A 15457-nucleotide genomic window follows, 5' to 3' on the forward strand; every position below is an offset into this window, starting at 1 on the left:
GCTTCCGCCGTACTCCGGGGTAATCGCATTTCTATCGACCGCTCGACCGGGACCCCGGGCGGGCGGCCGCTCCGCGGGCGGCTACCCTGAGCCGGTCAACAAGCACCAAGAAGGGGTGGACCCATGGCGGACATCGAGAGCGCGCGGGCGACGTTCGGCCGCTTCGACGCGGACGGCGACGGCTTCGTCACGGCCGACGAGTACAGCGCGGCCATGAAGGCGATGGGCGACGCCTACGTCACCGGCGCGGTCGCCGACGCGATCGTCGCGAACAAGGACGCCAACGGCGACGGCCTGCTGAGCTTCGACGAGTTCTGGGCCTCCCTGAACAAGTAGCCCGCACCCGCCTCCGCCCCGCCTGTCGCGGGGCGGAGGCGGATCAGGCGTCCGCCTCCGGGCCCCCGGCCAGCCGGTCCACCTCGGCCACCGCCTCCTCCAGCCAGCGCAGCCAGAAGGTCTCCAAACCGAGCCCGCCGTGCAGCACCAGCCGCCGCAGCCGGTCCTCGTCGGCGTCCCGGCCCGGCGGGAAGTCCCGCTCGTCGATGGCCTGGTACTTCGCCAACTGCCGCTTGTGCAGCTCCAGATGGCGCCGCAGCTCCGGCCCCAGCCCGGCCGCCCCGACGACCCCGGCCGCCCGGACGCGCAGCAGCAGCGGATCCCGGATCGGTTTGGGGTCCTGGCTCTCCCCGACCCAGCGGGCCAGCTCGGCGCTCCCGGCGGGCAGCACCTCGTACTCCTTGCGCTGGCCCCGTACGGGCTGCTCGCTGGCCAGCGCCCGGATCAGCCCGCTCTCCTCCAGCCGCCCCAGCTCCCGGTAGATCTGCTGGTGCGTGGCGGACCAGAAGTACCCGATCGACTTGTCGAACCGCCGGGTCAGCTCCAGCCCCGACGAGGGCTTCTCCAGCAGCGCGGTGAGGATGGCATGCGGCAGCGACATGCGGCCATCCTAGGTTCGCGCGGGAGCGACCACCGCGAGCCCGTCCCCGTCCCCGCCCGCCGGGTCGCTCCACGCGGCCAGTGCCTGCGGGGTGGTGGGGCCCGGGGCGTGGGCCGACAGGAGGCCCCGGGCACGCAGGAACGACGTGACCGCGGGTGACCAGGCCGCGCGCAGGCCCGCCGCCGCCAGCAGGCCGGGGTCCGCGAGGAGGGTGTGCGCCGGGCCGAGGCGGATGCCGGCCGGGGTCAGGACCGCCGCGTCGTCGGCCCACCGTACGGCGAGGTCCACGTCGTGCGTGGCCATCACCACCGTGGTCCCGGCCGCCCGCAGGCCCGCCAGGGCGTCCAGCAGCCGTTCCTGGCCGTCCGGGTCGAGCCCGGCCGTCGGCTCGTCCAGGATCAGCACCCGGGGCGCCATCGCCACCGCGCCCGCGATCGCGGCGCGCTTGCGCTGGCCGTAGGACAGCAGGTGGGTCGGGCGGTCCCGCAGCGAGGTGATGTCCAGGGCGTCCAGCGCCGCGTCCACCCGGGCCCGTACCTCCCCGGTCGTCAGGCCCAGGTTCATCGGGCCGAAGGACACGTCCTGGGCCACGGAGGCGGCGAAGAGCTGGTCGTCGGGGTCCTGGACCACCAGTTGGACGGACGTCCGCAGCCGGGTCAGTCCGGCCCGGTCGTAGGCGACCCGTGCGCCGTCCAGGCGCAGTTCGCCCGAACCCGGGCGCAGGCCCCCGCTGAGCAGCCGCATCAGGGTGGTCTTGCCGCTGCCGTTGCGCCCCAGCAGGGCCAGGGCGCGGCCCGGTGCGATCCCGAAGTCCACGCCGGACAGCACCTCCGGGCCGTCCTCGTACGCGTAGCCCGCGCCGGTCAGTTCCACCAACGGGTTCACAGGTACAGCCCTTTCAGTACGAGGGTGGCGGTGATCAGCGCGGCCAGCAGGGTCCCGGACGCGGCCAGGAACCGCCACGACAGGGCGCTCTCCGGTACGAGCACCCGCAGCGTGCCGTCGTAGCCGCGCCCGGCCAGCCCGCTCTGCAGCCGGGACGCCCGGTCGAAGGCGCGGACGAAGGCGGTCGCGGCCAGCCCGGCCAGCGAACGCCAGGCCGCGGCCCGGCTGGTGTGGCCCAGCCGGGCGGCCTGGGCCCGGCGGATCTTCGCGAGGGAGTCCAGCAGCAGGAAGCCGATCCGGTACATCACCAGGGCCACGTCCACCACGGGCCCGGGCACCCCGGCCCGGACCAGCCGGGGCAGGACGTCCGAGACGGGGGTGGTGAAGGCGAAGAGCAGCACCCCGAGCGAGGCCGCCGAGGTCCGCAGCAGCAGCTCGGCCGCGTGCCGGGGCCCGTCGGGGGCCAGGGACACCGGCCCCGCCGGGCCGCCGACCGCGAAGAGCAGCGGGACCGCCCCGGTGAAACAGAACCCCAGCGGGATCCGGAACGCCCGCCACAGCTGCCGCCCGGCCACCCCGGCCGGGCCCAGCAGTACGGCGAGGGTGACGGCGGCGACCAGTGGTCCGCCGGGCCAGGGCGGCAGGCAGACCGCGCTCACCGTGAGGCCGAAGCCCAGCAGGGCCTTCTCCAGGGGGTGTCGGTGGCGCCAGCGGCTGCCGTGCGCCGCCGCGTCGATCGGCAGCACCGGCTACGCGTCCAGCCCGGCCCGGTCGGCGGCCCGCTCGGCGCGCTCGCCCTGGTCGCCCTGGTGGCCCTGGTGGGCGAGGGCGAGCGCCTCGGCGCCCTGGCGACGCCCGCGCCGCACCCCGAAGTAGTAGGCGAGGACGCCCGCGCCGAGCGCCGCCTGGAGGGCGAAGAGCGCCGACTCGATCTCCCCGGAGGGGGGCACGTACAGCGGGGTGAACCACGGCTCGTAATCCGGCTTCAGCTCGGTGATCGCCGTCTCCGCCTGCGCGTCGGCGCCCACGAACGGCTCCTCCTTGCCCTCGCCGAGCCCCAGCGCCACCGGCAGGACCGCCAGCGCCGCCACCAGGAGCAGCAGCAGGGTGTTGATCTTCGCGTTCCGCGTCATCCTGTCGCCCATCAGAGCGCCGCCTCCTGCTTCCCGGTGGTGCGGGCGGGGTTCGGCCGGGCCACGCCGAGGCGCACCAGGTCCGACGTGCTGGACTGCATCAGCAGCCGCATGACCAGGACGGTCAGCAGGCCCTCGCTCACGGCGAGCGGGATCTGGGTGACCGCGAAGATCCCCCCGAACTTCGCGAGCGAGCCGAGGATGCCGGACGCCGGGTCCGGGAAGGCCAGCGCGAGCTGCACGCTGGTCACGCAGTAGGTGATCAGGTCGGCGAAGAAGGCGCCGAAGAAGACGGACACCATGAGCGGGGCGTCGAACCGTTTGAGCAGCCGGTAGACGGCGTACCCGGCCCACGGGCCCGCGATCGCCATCGAGAAGACGTTCGCGCCGAGCGTGGTGAGCCCGCCGTGGGCCAGCAGCAGCGCCTGGAAGAGCAGGGTGATCGTGCCCAGCACCGCCATGATCGGCGGTCGGAACAGGATCGCGCCGAGCCCGGTCCCGGTGGGGTGCGAGCAACTGCCCGTCACGGAGGGGATCTTCAGGGCGGACAGGACGAAGGTGAACGCTCCGGAGGCCCCGAGTAGCAGCGTGCTCTCCGGGTTGGCCTTGACCTCGCGGGTCAGGGAGCGCACGCCGTGCAGGACGAAGGGGGCGGACGCGACGCCCCAGGCGGCCGCGTGCAAAGGGGGCAGGAACCCCTCGGCTATATGCATGTGTAGGGAGACCTCTCCAGCACCTCGTGGATGGAACAACGCACCCTGGTCGGTCTCCTGGCTCACGGGTGCTGATGCCGCGGCGCCGCCTTCCCGGCCCGTACGGTTTCCCGTCCGGTCCAGTGGCTTCCCGCAGGAGTGGCGCCGGACTTCCCGTTCACAGTGGCGAGGGCCGCACCGGTTTTGCACCGGTTTCCCGTTCACCAAGGCCCGCTGACCCTACCCGATGCCCTTGATCACTCCCGCTTCGCGCGGGCGGCCGGGCAAGCGGAAGGGCCGGGTCCGGCGCTCGGCCGGACCCAGCCCTTCCGCGCCGTCAGCAGACGTTCGGATGCGCGATGTCGACCACGTAGCGCTCCGGGTCGTGCAGCGTGGAGGTGGTGAACTGCGGTGCGGTGTCGAAGGCGGCGCCGAAGGAGACGTACCCCTCGTAGTCGCCGGTGAAGGCGAGGCCCTTGAGCTTGGGGAGGTGGAGCTGCTGCAGTGTGGGGCCGGTGTAGACGGAGTGCCCGGCCTCGTCGTGCGCGGCCGCCGGGTGCAGGCGGATCTCCAGGAAGTACGAGCCCGCGAGCGGGACCGGCTTGCCGGAGCCGTCGTAGACCAGCTCGGAGACGGGCGTGACGGTGACCCCGGGCACGGAGCCCTGGAGGTCGATGACGATCCGGTCGTACGTGCAGTGCCCGCCCCAGCGGGCATTGGTCACGAGCGGGGTCTGCGCGGCGGCTGCCGAGGCCGGGACGGCGAGACCGAATCCGGCGGTGAGAAGGACTCCGGTGGCGACGGCCACCAGACGGCGGCGGTGGATGGAACCGTGGATGGAGTCGCGGATGGCGGATATGACGCGGTGCGGCATGACGTCCCCCGATTCTTCGGATGTGGGGACAGTATGGTCATCGCGAAAGACACGCCAGGGGCCCGTACGGTTGCGCGCCCCGCCCCGCCCCGCCCCGCCCCGCCGTGCCCGACGCCGGGCGACGCCTGGGGGCCCCGGTTCGCGGGGTGCGGACCGGGCCCCCGAGGCGACTCTGGCGACAGCGGAAGGCGCCCCCCGGCCACAGGCCGCGGGGCGCTCCTCGGCTACGGGTCCTACCGGTTCAGCACTCGATGACGTTGACCGCGAGACCGCCGCGCGCGGTCTCCTTGTACTTCACCTTCATATCGGCGCCGGTCTCCTTCATGGTCTTGATGACCTTGTCCAGGGAGACCTTGTGGGTGCCGTCGCCGCGCATGGCCATCTTCGCGGCCGTGACGGCCTTCACGGCCGCCATGCCGTTGCGCTCGATGCACGGGATCTGCACCAGCCCGCCGACCGGGTCGCAGGTCAGCCCGAGGTTGTGCTCCATGCCGATCTCGGCCGCGTTCTCCACCTGCTCCGGGGTGCCGCCCAGTACCTCGGCGAGGGCGCCCGCCGCCATCGAGCAGGCCGAGCCCACCTCGCCCTGGCAGCCGACCTCCGCGCCGGAGATCGAGGCGTTCTCCTTGAAGAGCATGCCGATCGCGCCCGCCGAGAGGAGGAAGCGGACCACGCCGTCCTCGTCCGCGCCCGGAACGAAGTTCATGTAGTAGTGCAGGACCGCCGGGATGATGCCCGCGGCGCCGTTGGTGGGGGCGGTGACGACCCGGCCGCCCGCCGCGTTCTCCTCGTTCACGGCCATCGCGTACAGCGTCGCCCACTCCATGGCGTGCGCCTGCGGGTTCCCCTCGGCGCGCAGCTGGCGGGCGGTGCCGGCGGCGCGGCGCTTGACCCGCAGACCGCCCGGCAGGATGCCCTCGCGGGACATGCCGCGCGAGACGCAGGCCTGCATGACCCGCCAGATCTCCAGGAGGCCCTCACGGATCTCCTCCTCCGTGCGCCAGGCCTTCTCGTTCTCCAGCATCAGGGAGGAGATGGACAGGCCGTGCTCCTTCGCCAGGCGCAGCATCTCGTCACCGGAGCGGAAGGGGTACTTCAGCACGGTGTCGTCGAGCTTGATCCGGTCCTCGCCGACCGCGTCCTCGTCCACGACGAAGCCGCCGCCGACCGAATAGTAGGTCTTCTCCAGCAGCGGGGCGCCCGTCTCGTCGTACGCGAAGAGGGTCATGCCGTTCGCGTGGTACGGCAGCGAGCGGCGGCGGTGCAGGATCAGCTGGTTCGGCTCGTCGAAGGCGATCTCGTGGCCATCGCCTATTTCGGCGCCGAGCAGCCGAAGCCTGCCGGTCTGCCGGATCCGCTCGACCTCGGCGTCGGCGGTCTCCACGTTCACACTGCGGGGGGAGTGGCCCTCCAGGCCCAGCAGGACCGCCTTGGGGGTGCCGTGGCCGTGGCCGGTGGCGCCGAGCGAGCCGAACAGTTCGGCCCGTACCGAGGCGGTCTGGGCGAGGACACCGTCCTTCTTCAGCCGGTTCACGAACATGCGGGCCGCCCGCATCGGGCCGACCGTGTGGGAGGAGGACGGGCCGATGCCGATGGAGAAGAGGTCGAAGACGGAGATGGCCACGGTGGCGGACTCCCTTGTCTGCTCGTGGGGTGGGAGGGGGCAGGAGAGGTGGATTGTTCGGATTTTGTCCGACAGCCGAGCTTAACGCGGTGAGGTGAACGGATCGGCTGCCGGGCGGGTCACAGAAGGGTCAGGCATGCGACAGCTCAGGCTCCCCGGCCGGGCCGCTCGCCCCGGCCGGGGTGGCCTCCTGGGCCGGATCGGCGTCGAGGACCGGGCCGAGCACCGGGTCGAGCACCGGGTCGGGGCCCGGGAGCCCGTCCCGGTCGGCCTTGATCCCGGCCCGCACGGCCCAGTAGTAGACCGCCGCGGCCAGGCCCGCGACCAGGGCGATGTCCAGGCCGTCCGGGATCCGGCCGGTGCCGCCGAAGTCGGTGCTGCCCAGGTAGGACAGCAGGGACAGGCCGCCGAGGAAGACCACGATCCACCAGGCCGGGGCGAACTGGCGCAGCAGGTCCTTCTCGCCCTTGCGGGCCAGCACCACGGCCGCGATCGGGGCGGCGACCAGGGTGAGCGCGGTGACGATGCCGGTGTTCGGCCACTTCGACCAGTACAGGGCGCAGGCGGCGAAGACGAAGGTCAGCGGGCACAGCACGGAGGCCATCGGTAGCCGGAACGGCCGCCGCAGCCCCGGCTTGGTGACCCGGAAGACGCCCACCGCGACGGGGCCGATCAGGTAGGAGATGACCATGGCGGCCGAGATGACCGGGGCCAGGGTCTTCCAGCTGTGCCCGACGGTGACCAGCAGCAGGACCGAGAAACCGAGGTTCAGCCACATCGCGGGCCGGGCGGTGCCGTAGACGGGGTGGGTCCGCTTGAGCTTCTGTGGGAAGAAGCCGGTCTCGGAGAGGTTCTGGACCATGTACGCGGCCGAGGCCACGTTCGCGATGTTGGATCCGGCGGGCGAGATGAAGGCGCCGAACTGGAGCATCACCACGACCCAGTGGATCATCAGCAGCTTGGCGAGTTCGGCGAAGGGCGAGTTGAAGTTCACCCCGGACCAGCCACCCGCCTGCGCGAGGTGCTCGGGCGGTACGGCGCCCAGGAAGGCGGCCTGCAGGGCGAGGTAGATGACCAGGCCCAGCGAGAGCGCGCCGACGAGGGCGATCGGGATGGCGCGACCGGGGTTCTTGGCTGCCCCGCCGAGGTTGACCACGGCCTGGAAGCCGTTGAAGGCGAAGACCACGCCGGAGGTGGTGACGGCGGTCAGGACGGCGGACCAGCCGTTGGGGGCGAAGCCGCCGTGCGCGGTGAAGTTCTCGGTGTGGAACCCGGAGGCGACCAGGGCGATCACGGCGAGCACCGGGATGGCGAACTTGACCAGGGTCAGTCCGGCGTTGATCCGGGCCAGCAGCTGGACCGACCAGTAGCAGGACAGCCACAGCAGGACGGTCAGCCCGAGCGCCACCGGCATGCCGGAGGTGGTCAGCTGGTGGGACCGGACGTCGACCAGGCCCTTGGCCCAGCCGAAGCTCCACGAGGACATGTACTGGGTCGCGGCGATCGACTCGATCGGGATCAGCGAGGCGACCGCGATCCACACCGCCCAGCCGGTGACGAAGCCCAGGACCGGACCGTGCGAGAGGTGGCCGTAGCGGGCCATGCCGCCCGGGATCGGGTAGGCGGCGCCCACCTCGGCGTACGACATGGCGATCATGCCGATGAAGACCGCGCCGATCACCCAGGCGACGAGCGCCGCCGGACCGGCGACCTGGGCGGCCGTACCCGCTCCGAAGAGCCAGCCCGAGCCGAAGATCGAGCCTATGCCGATCATGATCAGCGCGAAGAGACCGAGTCCCTTCTTGTTCGCCGCGCTCATGTCCATGGTGGGAATCCGTCCTGACGGGGCTGCCCGGGCCGAGCTGATTGCCTTGATGCGCAGCCTATTTGCCGCGATTCGCCTGGTTCATAGGCAGAAGGGCACCCCCGCCCGGGGCCTTGGTCACGAAGAGGGCCCGGCCTTGTGGAAAACAAGGCCGGGCCCTCTCCCCGTGCTACAGCGACGGGTACAGCGGGAACTTCGCGGCCAGTGCGGACACGCGCGCCGAGAGGTCCTCGGCGTCGAACTCCGGCTTCAGCGCGGCGGCGATGATCTCGGCCACCTCGGTGAACTCCTCGGCGCCGAAGCCGCGGGTGGCCAGGGCGGGCGTACCGATCCGCAGGCCCGAGGTGACCATCGGCGGCCGCGGGTCGTTCGGGATGGCGTTCCGGTTGACCGTGATGCCGATCCCGTGCAGCCGGTCCTCGGCCTGCTGGCCGTCCAGCTCGGAGTCGCGCAGGTCGACCAGGACCAGGTGGACGTCCGTACCGCCGGACAGCACCGAGACGCCGACCTTGGTGACGTCGTCCTGGACCAGGCGCTCCGCGAGGATCTTCGCGCCTTCCAGGGTGCGCTCCTGGCGCTCCTTGAACTCGGGCGAGGCCGCGACCAGGAAGGAGACCGCCTTGGCCGCGATCACGTGCTCCAGCGGGCCGCCCTGCTGACCCGGGAAGACCGCCGAGTTGATCTTCTTGGCCAGTTCCTGCGTGGACAGGATCACGCCACCGCGCGGACCGCCGAGGGTCTTGTGCGTGGTGGTGGTGACGACGTGGGCGTGCGGCACCGGGTTGGGGTGCAGGCCCGCGGCGACCAGACCGGCGAAGTGCGCCATGTCGACCATCAGGTAGGCGCCGACCTCGTCCGCGATGCGGCGGAAGGCGGCGAAGTCCAGCTGGCGCGGGTAGGCGGACCAGCCCGCGACGATCATCTGCGGCTTGGACTCCTTGGCGAGGCGCTCGACCTCGGCCATGTCCACCCGGCCGGTCTCGTCGACGTGGTACGGAACCACGTTGTAGAGCTTGCCGGAGAAGTTGATCTTCATGCCGTGGGTCAGGTGACCGCCGTGGGCCAGGTTCAGACCCATGATCGTGTCGCCCGGCTTCAGCAGCGCGAACATCGCGGCCGCGTTGGCCTGCGCGCCCGAGTGCGGCTGCACGTTCGCGGCCTCGGCGCCGAACAGCGCCTTGATCCGGTCGATGGCGATCTGCTCGACCACGTCGACGTGCTCGCAGCCGCCGTAGTAGCGGCGGCCGGGGTAGCCCTCGGCGTACTTGTTGGTCAGGACCGAGCCCTGGGCCTCCATGACGGCGACCGGAGCGAAGTTCTCCGACGCGATCATTTCCAGGGTGGACTGCTGGCGCACGAGTTCGGCGTCGACGGCGGCGGCGACGTCCGGGTCGAGCTCGTGCAGAGGGGTGTTGAGAACAGACATCAGGATCCCCTGGGGTGTCAGTTGTCGGAGTGGGTGAGCGCGGCGTACTCCTCGGCGGAGAGCAGGTCGTCCGGCTCGTCCGTGATGCGCACCTTGAACAGCCAGCCACCCTCGAAGGGAGCGGTGTTGACGAGCGCCGGGTCGTCCACGACGTCCTGGTTCGCCTCGACGACCTCGCCCGTCACCGGGGCGTACAGGTCGCTGACCGACTTGGTCGACTCCAGCTCGCCGCAGGTCTCGCCCGCGGTCACGGTGTCGCCCACCTCGGGCAGCTGGGCGTAGACGACGTCACCGAGCGCGTTGGCCGCGAACTCCGTGATGCCGACCGTCGAGACGCCGTCCTCGGCGACCGACACCCACTCGTGCTCCTTGCTGTAACGCAGCTGCTGGGGGTTGCTCATGACCTGATTCTCCTGGATGCGGGGGAGTGCTGATGAACAGGGGTATGACGAGGTGAGACGTGCGCCGCGGTGTGCGGAGCGGGCTTCCCGGTGGCGGGAAACGTCACTTCTGGCGCTTGTAGAACGGCAGGGCCACGACCTCGTACGGCTCATGCGTACCGCGAATGTCCACGCCGACGCCGGAGGTGCCCGGTGCGGCGTGCGCCGCGTCGACGTACGCCATGGCGATCGGCTTGCCCAGCGTCGGGGACGGGGCACCCGAGGTGACCTCGCCGATGACCTGGCCGTCGGCCACGACCGGGAACCCGGCGCGCGGGACGCGGCGGCCCTCGGCGACCAGGCCGACCAGCTTGCGCGGGGCGGTGTTCGCGGCGCGCTCGGCGGCGGCCTCCAGGGCGGCGCGGCCCACGAAGTCGCCCTCCTTCTCGAACTTCACGACCCGGCCCAGACCCGCGTCGAACGGGGTCAGCGCGGTGGTCAGCTCGTGCCCGTACAGCGGCATGCCCGCCTCCAGGCGCAGCGTGTCGCGGCAGGACAGGCCGCACGGGATCAGGCCGACGCCCTCGCCCGCCTTGGTCAGCGCCTGCCACAGCTCCACGGCGTGCTCGGGGGAGACGAACAGCTCGAAGCCGTCCTCGCCGGTGTAGCCGGTGCGCGCGATCAGGGCGGGCACTCCGGCGACCGTGCCCGGCAGACCGGCGTAGTACTTCAGCCCGTCCAGGTCGGCGTCGGTGAGGGAGGCGAGGATGGCCGGGGACTCCGGACCCTGGACGGCGAGCAGCGCGTACGCGTCGCGGTCGTCGCGGACCTCGGCGTCGAACCCGGCGGCGCGCTCGGTGATCGCGTCGAGGACGACCTGGGCGTTGGAGGCGTTGGCGACGACCATGAACTCGCTCTCGCCGAGCCGGTAGACGATCAGGTCGTCCAGGATGCCGCCGTCCTCGCGGCAGATGTGCGTGTAGCGGGCGCGGCCGACACCGACGGTGGAGATGTTCCCGACGAGCGCGAAGTCGAGGACCTTGACGGCCTCGGGGCCGGTCAGGGTGATCTCGCCCATGTGCGACAGGTCGAAGAGACCGGCCCGGGTGCGTACGGCGTTGTGCTCGTCGCGCTCGCTGGCGTAGCGCAGCGGCATGTCCCAGCCCGCGAAGTCGGTCATCGTCGCACCGAGGGAACGGTGCAGCGCGTCAAGGGCGGTCAGGCGGGGGGCAGTGCTCATGGGTGTGGCTCCCAGGTCCCGGGGCATCGACAGGGCATCGACATGACATGACGAGGAGGATCCTCCCCATCTGTCATCGGAACCTGAGAGGTTCGCCGAGAGTTCCTCGACTTGCACCTTGGGTGGAGCGCGCACCGGCCAGGAGGCGGTACGGCTCGCTTTTCAGATCTGCCTCATCCACGCGGTACGGGGCCTGAGAGATTCAAGGGAGGGTCTTGCTCCTTCGGCGCCCGGGGTGCGGAGCAACTCCCGGGACTCTCCCGCGCGGATTCAAGCGGCCTTTATGCAATTGGGGTCCAGATGGCGCACATCATTGCACGGCCCGGCCCCGGATGGGCGTACGGGCCCCCGGTCCGGACCCGGTCCGGCGATCGTCCGGTGCCCGTCGGCGCCCTGGTCCACCCTGGTCCACCCTGGTCCGCCCTGGTCCGCCCTCCGGGACGGAGAGCACCGACCGGAACCATGTCCGCCGGATTACCGTCTCTTTACACTCAGTGGGCAAGGGTCCGGGTGACCCGATCCGGGGGAGGCGATCACTGTGCGCAGATTCGGCGCGGGGGCGGGAACGACGGCGGGAACGACGGCGACGGCGGCCGCGGGGGTGCCGGCGCAGCCGGGGTGCCGGCCGCGGGAGTCGGCCGCCCGCCCACCGGCCGTACGGGACCTGCGCGGCCGGGAGCGGGCGCGCGGCGGCCCGGCCCGGCTCGCCTTCGCCGAAGGGGACATCGTCGTGGTGTCCGGGCTGCCCGGCGGCGGCAAGAGCACCCTGATCAAGCGGGCCGTCGCGGGCGGCGGGATCGACTCCCAGGACGCCCGCGAGCGCTGGGAGCACCGGATGCCCCGGGCCCTGCCCTACGCCGCGTACCGCCCGCTGGTGCGCGCCGCGCACTACTGGGGGCTCTGGCGCGTCCTGCGCTCCGGGGACTCCGCGGTGGTCCACGACTGCGGTACGCAGAGCTGGGTACGGGCCCTGCTGGCCGGAGCCGCCCGGCGGCGCGGCCGGGCCCTGCACCTGGTGCTGCTCGACGCCACCGCCGAGGAGGCGCTGGCCGGGCAGGAGGCGCGGGGGCGCGGGGTCTCGGCGTACGCCTTCGCCCGCCACCGGGGCGCGGTCACCCGGCTGCTGCGCGAGGCCGAGTCGGGCCGCCTCCCGGCGGGCTGCGCCTCCGCGGTCCTGCTCGACCGGGCGGCGGCGGCCCGGGTGACCGGGATCGGCTTCGGCGCCGGGCCCGGGACGCATTAGCCTCGGCGTGACGGGTCCCACGGACCGACGGGACCGGCACGGAGATGGGGAGACACGGACCTATGCAGGGCAGCGGCTGGCCGGCCAACGAACTAGAGGCGGTCCTCGGCACGGCGATGGGCGATCCGCAGGCCGGGCCCCGGATCCTCGACACCCTGGCCCGCAGCCAGGTCTGGGTACCGCTGCCCGCGGGCGGCGGCCCCGGCTCGGCGGGCCTGAACCTGCCCACCATGGACATCGGCGGCGCCGCCTACGTGCCCGTCTACAGCTCCGAGGCGCAGTTCCTGGCCTGCGCGGGCACCGGCATGGACTTCGCCGTGGCCCCGGCCGTGGAGTTCGCGCGCGGCCTGCCGCCGCAGCTGGGCATCGCCGTGAACCCCGAGGGCGCCGTCGGCGTACCGCTGCCGCCGCCCGCCGTGGCCCTGCTCTGCCGGGCCGGGCGCACCGAACTGGACGGCGCGGCGACCGGCGGCCGGGTGCGGCTGTACGAACCGGACTGGCAGGACGACCCGGTGGACTTCCTGGCCGCCGCCGCCGAGGAGTTCCGGGCCGGCGCGGTGGTCGCCGCGGCCCGCCGCTGCCTGGCCAGCGTCGAGGGCGGGCCGCCCCAGCTGTACATCGGTGTCCAGCTGCTGGGATGGGAGCCCGAGAACCGGAATGCCCCCATGGAGGCGCTCGGCCGGGCCCTGGGCCGGGTCCAGCCGCCCTGGCCGGTGCAGTTGATCCTCCTCGACGCGGTGGAGGACCCGGTGGCCGATTGGATCCGTGAGCGCGTGCGCCCGTTCTACGCGCCGTAGTGCGGCTTAAGCTGTTCGCATTGCCCGGCCGCACGCGTGGCCCCGGGTACGCGTGGACGACGGGCGGACGAAGAGGGGTACCGGGTGAGTGCGTCAGGCACGGCCGCGGCCGGGCAGGTCGAGCACATGCTGCGCCAGGTGACTCCCGGGCGCTATGACAGCTACGAGCAGCTGCTCCACGGGCTCGCCGAGGGGCGCCTGTGGATGCTGCTGTGGCAGGGGCAGTCGGGCTCCCCGGACGCCCAGTACGGCGGCATGGAGGTCGAGGGGCTCGGTTACGCGCCCTGCGTGACCTCCCCGCAGGAGCTGGCCGCCAGCGGCTGGAACCGCGGGTACGAGGTGGTCACCGGCCGGGACGTGGCCCGCGCCCTCTACCCGGACCGCTGGGGGCTGTGGCTGAATCCGCACGCCCAGGGCGGTGGCATCGGCATCCCCTGGGCCGACCTGCGCCGGATCGCCACCGGCCTCGACCGGATGCCCGCGGGGCCGCTGCGGCTCTCCGAGCCCTCGATCGAGCTGCCGCAGTTCTACGGGCTGCTCACCCAGCACGCCCACCGGACCCCGGCCGTGCGCTCGCTGCGCCGCGCCTGGGTCCAGCCGGTGCTCGGGTCGCCGTACCTGGCCGTCGGCGTCGACCTCTACGACACCTCCGCGCCCGCGCTCGAATCGGTGCGCGAGATGATGCGCCAGTCGGTGGGGGCCGTGCCGGAGGGCGTACCGGTGTGCACGGTCGCCCTGGCCGACGAGCACGACCCGGTCGCGATGTGGCTGCGCGCGCAGGCGCGCCCCTTCTACGACCGCGAGGGCCAGGCCCCGGGGTACTGACCTGACCACCCGCTGGGACGCCCGTACCAGGCCGCATGGAACCACGTTCCGTGCGGCCTTTGGCTTGTCCTGATTTGCCCCGGGGTCCGTGTCCATATAGCGGATGAGAAGCGATGGTTGGGTGGGATGTCCGATTGCGTACCGAACGGACGGTCTTGCTCCGCTGAGAAGACCGTGCAGTCCGGATAGCGGGTAACGGCTCCTCACATCACGGTTGCGCATCCATTCATCTGCGGGTCTGGCGGGTGATCGAGCGCCCCATGAAGACTCCCCACCCAAGAGCCCGTCGGTCCTGCTGTTACCCGACTCGGCATCTGTATTTCACCCTGTACTTCACCCTGCACTTCCTGCGGTTCCTGCACCTCACGCACCACGCGGCACGCACCACTGATGCCGACGCACCGAAGACAAGCACTGAAGACAACGCACTGAAGCACATGCAGTTCCACGCTCTTCCACGCACTCCAGCGCGGTTTCCACGTACTCCGAGCGCCACTCCGCACCAACGCCGCCACAGCGGCGGGCATGGGCCGACCGACCCGTCGGCCGAGAGGGGTCCCCACCACGATGACGGCACCACTGCATGACACGAGCGCGGAGACTCCCGCTCCCGTGTCCGTAGCCGACGTCCCAGCCAAGGCCATCGAAGGCCGCTCACCCGGCCGCATCGCCTGGATGCGGCTCAAGCGCGACAAAGTCGCGCTCACGGGCGGCATCGTCGTGCTCCTCCTGATCCTGGTGGCGGTGTTCGCGCCGCAGATCGTGAGCCTGCTGGGCCACCCGCCCAACGAGTTCCACGAGGACCTGATCGACCCGAACCTGGGCACGCCGATCGGCTCCTACGGCGGCATGAGTTCCGACTTCCCGCTCGGGGTCGAACCCACCAACGGCCGCGACGTGTTCAGCCGGATCGTCTACGGCGCGCGCATCTCCCTGACCGTCGCCTTCCTGGCGGCCATCGTCTCCGTGGTCCTCGGCAGCCTGCTGGGCACGCTGGCGGGCTTCCTCGGCGGCTGGGTCGACGGAGTCATCAGCCGCGTCATGGACCTGCTGCTGGCCTTCCCGCAGCTGCTGTTCACCATCGCCCTGGTGTCCGTGGTCCCCAACTCCCTCTGGGGGTTCGAGGGTTCGGGCGTCCGTATGGGCGTCCTGGTCATGGTGATCGGGTTCTTCGGCTGGCCGTACATCGGCCGGATCGTGCGCGGCCAGACGATCTCGCTGCGTGAGCGCGAGTACGTCGAGGCCGCCCGCAGCCTCGGCGCGGGACGCGCGTACATCCTGTTCAAGGAACTGCTGCCGAACCTGGTCGCGCCGATCCTCGTCTACTCGACGCTGATCATTCCGACCAACATCCTGACGGAAGCGGCCCTGAGCTTCCTCGGCGCGGGCGTCAAACCGCCCACCGCGTCCTGGGGAAAGATGCTCTCCGACGCCGTCCCCATCTACCAGTTCGACCCCATGTACATGGTGGTCCCCGGTGTGACGATCTTCATCACCGTCCTGGCGTTCAACCTCTTCGGCGACGGGCTGCGCGATGCGCTCGACCCCAAGGGCAACTGATCCGAGTCCCCGGACT

Annotated in this window: 16 protein-coding genes and 2 riboswitches; of the genes, 5 read left to right on the forward strand and 11 right to left on the reverse strand. The window is 71.8% G+C overall.

The window, feature by feature from the left end:
• Nucleotides 1-123 precede the first annotated feature (123 nt).
• Complete coding sequence (locus QMF80_RS01115; RefSeq protein ID WP_283448690.1) at nt 124-336, forward strand: EF-hand domain-containing protein; 213 nt, start codon at nt 124-126, stop codon at nt 334-336.
• Between the two features lie 43 nt (nt 337-379).
• Here the strand turns inward: QMF80_RS01115 and QMF80_RS01120 are convergent, their stop codons facing one another.
• The 11 genes from QMF80_RS01120 to gcvT form a co-directional block, all read right to left on the reverse strand.
• Nucleotides 380-937 (reverse strand): PadR family transcriptional regulator, encoded by a 558-nt coding sequence (locus tag QMF80_RS01120; RefSeq protein ID WP_283448691.1) that lies wholly within the window; start codon nt 935-937, stop codon nt 380-382.
• 9 nt (nt 938-946) lie between these two features.
• The gene (locus tag QMF80_RS01125) at nt 947-1822 is read right to left on the reverse strand and encodes an ATP-binding cassette domain-containing protein (RefSeq protein WP_283448692.1); all 876 of its coding nucleotides are present in this window, start codon (nt 1820-1822) and stop codon (nt 947-949) included.
• A complete protein-coding gene (gene cbiQ, locus QMF80_RS01130) occupies nt 1819-2568 on the reverse strand; it encodes a cobalt ECF transporter T component CbiQ (RefSeq protein ID WP_283448693.1) in 750 nt (249 codons plus the stop codon). Before cbiQ ends, QMF80_RS01125 begins: the two co-directional genes overlap by 4 nt.
• A 3-nt stretch (nt 2569-2571) precedes the next feature.
• Nucleotides 2572-2955 (reverse strand): energy-coupling factor ABC transporter substrate-binding protein, encoded by a 384-nt coding sequence (locus QMF80_RS01135; protein ID WP_283448826.1) that lies wholly within the window; start codon nt 2953-2955, stop codon nt 2572-2574.
• Between the two features lie 11 nt (nt 2956-2966).
• Nucleotides 2967-3668, reverse strand: a complete 702-nt coding sequence (locus tag QMF80_RS01140; protein WP_283448695.1) for an energy-coupling factor ABC transporter permease — start codon at nt 3666-3668, stop codon at nt 2967-2969.
• Nucleotides 3669-3698: 30 nt separating this feature from the next.
• Nucleotides 3699-3891, reverse strand: a riboswitch (cobalamin riboswitch).
• Nucleotides 3892-3984: 93 nt separating this feature from the next.
• Nucleotides 3985-4473: an AMIN-like domain-containing (lipo)protein gene (locus QMF80_RS01145; RefSeq protein WP_502962736.1), complete on the reverse strand. Its 489-nt coding sequence runs from the start codon at nt 4471-4473 to the stop codon at nt 3985-3987.
• A gap of 289 nt (nt 4474-4762) precedes the next feature.
• Nucleotides 4763-6145 carry an L-serine ammonia-lyase gene (locus QMF80_RS01150; protein ID WP_283448698.1) on the reverse strand — a complete coding sequence of 461 codons (1383 nt, stop codon included), beginning with the start codon at nt 6143-6145 and terminating at the stop codon, nt 4763-4765.
• 130 nt (nt 6146-6275) lie between these two features.
• Nucleotides 6276-7970 (reverse strand): APC family permease, encoded by a 1695-nt coding sequence (locus QMF80_RS01155; protein ID WP_283448699.1) that lies wholly within the window; start codon nt 7968-7970, stop codon nt 6276-6278.
• Nucleotides 7971-8139: 169 nt separating this feature from the next.
• The gene (glyA, locus tag QMF80_RS01160) at nt 8140-9396 is read right to left on the reverse strand and encodes a serine hydroxymethyltransferase (RefSeq protein WP_283448701.1); all 1257 of its coding nucleotides are present in this window, start codon (nt 9394-9396) and stop codon (nt 8140-8142) included.
• Nucleotides 9397-9413: 17 nt separating this feature from the next.
• A complete protein-coding gene (gene gcvH / locus QMF80_RS01165) occupies nt 9414-9797 on the reverse strand; it encodes a glycine cleavage system protein GcvH (RefSeq protein WP_283448702.1) in 384 nt (127 codons plus the stop codon).
• Between the two features lie 103 nt (nt 9798-9900).
• Nucleotides 9901-11016: a glycine cleavage system aminomethyltransferase GcvT gene (gene gcvT / locus QMF80_RS01170; RefSeq protein WP_283448703.1), complete on the reverse strand. Its 1116-nt coding sequence runs from the start codon at nt 11014-11016 to the stop codon at nt 9901-9903.
• 172 nt (nt 11017-11188) lie between these two features.
• Nucleotides 11189-11289, reverse strand: a riboswitch (glycine riboswitch).
• Nucleotides 11290-11554: 265 nt separating this feature from the next.
• Between gcvT and QMF80_RS01175 the strand changes: the two genes are divergently transcribed.
• The 4 genes from QMF80_RS01175 (at nt 11555) to QMF80_RS01190 (ending at nt 15441) form a co-directional block, all read left to right on the forward strand.
• Nucleotides 11555-12259, forward strand: a complete 705-nt coding sequence (locus QMF80_RS01175) for an AAA family ATPase (protein WP_502962730.1) — start codon at nt 11555-11557, stop codon at nt 12257-12259.
• 62 nt (nt 12260-12321) lie between these two features.
• Nucleotides 12322-13056, forward strand: coding sequence for an enhanced serine sensitivity protein SseB (locus tag QMF80_RS01180; protein ID WP_283448705.1), 735 nt, complete (start codon nt 12322-12324; stop codon nt 13054-13056).
• An 84-nt stretch (nt 13057-13140) separates the two neighbouring features.
• Nucleotides 13141-13881, forward strand: coding sequence for an enhanced serine sensitivity protein SseB C-terminal domain-containing protein (locus QMF80_RS01185; protein ID WP_283448707.1), 741 nt, complete (start codon nt 13141-13143; stop codon nt 13879-13881).
• Between the two features lie 567 nt (nt 13882-14448).
• On the forward strand, nt 14449-15441 hold the full coding sequence (locus tag QMF80_RS01190; protein ID WP_283448708.1) for an ABC transporter permease: 993 nt from the start codon (nt 14449-14451) through the stop codon (nt 15439-15441).
• The last annotated feature ends 16 nt before the right edge of the window (nt 15442-15457 follow it).

It is taken from the genome of Streptomyces sp. G-G2 (assembly GCF_030063135.1).
Lineage (GTDB): Bacteria > Actinomycetota > Actinomycetes > Streptomycetales > Streptomycetaceae > Streptomyces.